The following is a 4,316-nucleotide window of genomic DNA, read 5'->3' on the forward strand; positions in this document are numbered from 1 at the left end:
GGGAGCGGGGGAGCAGGGGAGCGGGGGAGCGGGGGAGCGGGGGAGCGGGGGAGCGGGGGAGCGGGGGAGTGGGGGAGTGGGGGAGCGGGGGAGCAGGGGAATTGATAATTGATAATTGACAATTGATAATTATTTCCGATTACCTATTTCCGATTACCTATTCCCTGTTCCCTGTTCCCTTGTTGAGTTTAGCGTAGGCATAGCTCCAGGAAGTGGCACAGTAAGCCCGAAGTGGGAAACCGTGATAGGTTAGATCCAGTGAAGATGTTTTACTAGACCTTATGCCGAATCGTTTAAGCCAAGCCCAAAGCCTTTATTTGCGTAAACATGGAGATAATCCTATTGACTGGTGGCCTTGGTGTGAGGAGGCACTAACAATGGCAGCACAAACTGATCGACCGATTTTTCTGTCTGTGGGTTACTCTAGTTGCCATTGGTGTACGGTGATGGAGGGGGAGGCGTTTTCTAATTTGGCGATCGCACAATATCTGAATGAGAACTTTATCCCCATCAAAGTAGACCGCGAAGAACGCCCCGATCTCGATAGTATCTATATGCAGGCGCTACAAATGATGATCGGACAGGGGGGCTGGCCGCTGAATATTTTCCTCACTCCCAATGAACGCATCCCCTTCTATGGGGGGACTTACTTCCCCGTAGAACCTCGTTATGGCCGTCCCGGATTTTTACAGGTTTTACAAGCCCTTCATCGCTTTTATCAGGAAGAAAAGGACAAACTCCAAGGCATTAAGACCGAAATTCTCTCGACGCTACAACGGTCTACCCTATTACCCAAATCCTCTGAGTCCGTCTTAAAGTACGAACTCCTACAACAGGCCATTGTCGTGAATACCAGTGTTATTAAGGGAAGTACCCCAGGCCATCCCAGTTTTCCCATGATTCCCTATAGTGATTTTGTCTTAAGGGGGAGTCGTTTTCCTGAAGAAATTACCGCCCACAATGCGGCCTATCAACGGGGGGAAGATTTAGCCTTGGGGGGAATTTACGACCATGTAGCAGGGGGATTTCATCGCTATACCGTTGATGCGACTTGGACAGTGCCGCACTTTGAAAAAATGCTCTATGACAATGGGCAGATTATGGAGTATTTAGCGAATTTGTGGAGTGCCGGAGATCAGAAACCTGCTTATAAACGGGCGATTGATGGCACGATTCAATGGTTAAAGCGGGAAATGACAGCCCCGAGGGGATATTTCTATGCAGCCCAAGATGCGGATAGTTTTGCCACTCCCGAGGAGAAGGAACCGGAGGAGGGGGCGTTTTATGTGTGGAAATATGGGGAATTGCAAGCCCACCTGACCTCGGACGAATTGGCGGCGCTTGAAGGGGAGTTTAGCATTAGTGAGGGGGGCAATTTTGAGGGGTCTAACGTCCTCCAACGTCGTCAGGGGGGTGTTTTATCAGAATTGGCAGAACAAGCCCTTTCTAAGCTGTTTATTCAGCGTTATGGGGCTCCGGCTGAGGCGATCGCCACTTTCCCCCCAGCCCGTGACAACCAAGAGGCCAAAACCAAAGCCTGGCCGGGTCGGATTCCAGCCGTCACTGACACTAAAATGATTGTGGCTTGGAACAGCTTAATGATTTCCGGTTTAGCCCGGGCTTATAGTGTGTTTAAAGATCCCCTCGCTTGGCACATGGCCACCCAGGCCGCCCAATTTATCCTCAAGCATCAGTGGGTAGAAGGGCGCTTTTACCGCTTAAATTACGCAGGCCACGCCACGGTTTTAGCCCAATCGGAAGACTATACCCTGTTTATCAAAGCCTTACTGGACTTATATCAGGCCAGCGTGGGACAGGGAAGACCCGAGGAACAATGGCGAGAAAGTGCGATCGCCCTTCAGCAAGAACTCGACCAATACCTCTGGGATAGCACCCTAGGAGGATACTACAACACCCCCAGCGATGCCAGTAGCGACCTCATCATCCGGGAACGCAGCTATATGGACAACGCCACCCCCTCCGCCAACGGAGTCGCCGTCAGTAACCTAGTTCGCCTCGCCCTTTGTACCGACGAGGAAGAATATCTCCAGCGTGCCGAAGAAACCCTAATGGCCTTCAGCACCATCATGGAGCAGTCCCCCCAAGCTTGTCCGACCCTCTTCACCGGGTTAGACTGGTTTCTCTGTGCTACCCTCGTCCGCACCCGTCGCGACACCCTGCAATTCCTCAGCCCTCAATACTTCCCCAGCAGCGTCTACCAACTGGAGGAAACCCTCCCCGACAACGCTGTGGGATTAGTCTGTAAAGGCCTCAATTGTTTAACCCCAGCCACCAATCAAGCCGAATTATTAGAGCAAATTAACCTCATTTTGAATCTCTCGCCAAATTAAAAAGACTGTATCTTTTTATTGCAATATGAGAGGAAAAAGGATTAAGGCAAGGCTAGGGAATAGTCAAGAGGCAAGAGCTTTGAACAAAATAGCGACGCATTCCCCCACCTCGCCCAAGGCAGGTGGGGTGAGCTTCATTGCACTATTCCCTATTACCTATTCCCTGTTCCCTTATTCAGCAACCCTGAATTAGTAACAATAATTAACAAGCTTTCTCATATTAAAAAATAACCTTGTGACCCCGCTCACTTCAGTGTTATTATAGGGACGAATAAAACTAAAATCCATCCGAATATCTGCCCTAGCAAACTAAATCATTTGAGTTTGTAGGCTTTACTTTATCACTTCAAGTTTCTCTTAGTTCTTGATGAGAGATCCAAAAAACTAAGCAGGGTCTGCTGAATAAGTCCGGGAGTCGGGGAATTAAGAATCAGTACCTATTCCCTATTACCTATTACCTATTCCCTTGTTGAGTCTAGCGTTTGGTTTTTTCAGCAAGCCCTGAACATCCCTGTTGTCTTGGAACGTGGCATATACCGCCCCACTTCCTCCCTGAAACTGTTCAGGGAATCTCTAGCGGCCAACACCCTAATGGATAGCAAATATTTTGAAGAATACCAAACCCAACTTCGTGATTGGCAGAAGAAATTTTTTGACACTTGGTTAGAATCCATGTCTATGGGTAAAGATGCCTTGAAATTCCCCGAAACCCTAGATAAAACCTTAGATGCTCAAGAAGAATGGGTGAATAACTATCTTGAAGCTCAAGAAACTGCCACTAAAATCGCGTTAGAATCCCAAAAACAATTTTGGGACAGCTATTTTAAAGCGATGCGTGCAGTTCCCACGGCTCAAGCTGCCTAGAGTCTTGTACTTTTGAGTTGAACCATCTTAGCGACCCATTCCCCTACCTGCTGACGTGAGGTGGGGGAGCGTTAAGAACTCATCGTGTGAGAGATCAGTTTTGAGTTTTTGTGTGTAGTTTTCTTCGACAGTGAGTGAATACAATGCCCCCCTAGATAGGCTCTAAGGGGGGTTTTTATCAATTGTCAATTTTTGACCTGTTAAAATAGATGGAATCCCCATCCGGTTACGGCGGGGCGGATGTCAACTGAGTTGACACTTTCACCGCTAATTGCTTCGCAATGTGGGGGAGATTTCTACTCGATTAACCCCACCCATCCCCTTAAAATCTTAATGCCGTCGTTGTTCTAGCACCCGGTACACCTCGCGTAAATCAACATTGTGGTGAGCCAGAGCAACAAGGGTATGGTAGAACAAATCAGCCACTTCCGAGGCGATATCTTGGGGGTTATCATCTTTACAGGCCATCACTACCTCGGCTGACTCTTCGCCAATCTTTTTGAGAATCTTGTTATCCCCTCCGGCAAAAAGCTTACAGGTGTAGGAACTTTCGTTAGGATTCCTTTGGCGCTCCCGGATGACCTCATACAAACCAGATAAGGTGTTCGCGGGGGGAGCCTGTTTACCCTCTCCCTGTTGGTGGAAACAGCTTCTTTCCCCCGTATGACAGGCAATATCGCCAATTTGCTCAATAGTTAGCAAAATGGCATCACTATCACAGTCATAGCGCAGGGATTTCACTTGTTGAAAATGACCCGAGGTGGCTCCTTTGTGCCAGAGTTCTTGACGGGAACGGCTCCAATACCATGCTTCCCCTGTCTCAAGGGTTTTCTGGAGAGCTTCGGCGTTCATCCAGGCCATCATTAACACAGTACCATCTAGATAGTCTTGGGCGATCGCAGGCACTAATCCCTGTTCATTAAAACGAATCTGTTCTAAGGGAATCGCCCCGGCAAAGGAGGAAGGGTTAGAATTGGACATCATATCAAGGAGCGGAATGCTCTCAGCACATCGTCAAACCCCTATCATAGGCTGAAATGGTTCTAGATAGAGTCTGCTGAATATTTGGGGGGCAGGGGAGCGGGGGAGCCGGGGAGCAGG

3 protein-coding genes are annotated in these 4,316 nt (G+C 48.7%); 2 read left to right on the top strand and 1 reads right to left on the bottom strand.

Annotated features, from left to right (window positions below; translation table 11 throughout):
• The first annotated feature begins 281 nt into the window (after window positions 1-281).
• Both K4A83_RS22185 and K4A83_RS22190 read left to right on the top strand, forming a co-directional pair.
• Entirely contained in the window at window positions 282-2,351 is a 2,070-nt protein-coding gene (locus tag K4A83_RS22185) for a thioredoxin domain-containing protein (RefSeq protein WP_265266893.1), read from the top strand.
• A 591-nt stretch (window positions 2,352-2,942) separates the two neighbouring features.
• On the top strand, window positions 2,943-3,215 hold the full coding sequence (locus K4A83_RS22190; RefSeq protein WP_017307277.1) for a hypothetical protein: 273 nt from the start codon (window positions 2,943-2,945) through the stop codon (window positions 3,213-3,215).
• A gap of 330 nt (window positions 3,216-3,545) precedes the next feature.
• Here K4A83_RS22190 and hisIE read toward each other — a convergent pair whose 3' ends face one another.
• Window positions 3,546-4,196, bottom strand: coding sequence for a bifunctional phosphoribosyl-AMP cyclohydrolase/phosphoribosyl-ATP diphosphatase HisIE (hisIE, locus tag K4A83_RS22195; protein WP_407810270.1), 651 nt, complete (start codon window positions 4,194-4,196; stop codon window positions 3,546-3,548).
• Window positions 4,197-4,316 lie beyond the last annotated feature (120 nt).

Source organism: Spirulina subsalsa FACHB-351, assembly GCF_026130165.1.
Lineage (GTDB): Bacteria > Cyanobacteriota > Cyanobacteriia > Cyanobacteriales > Spirulinaceae > Spirulina_A > Spirulina_A subsalsa_A.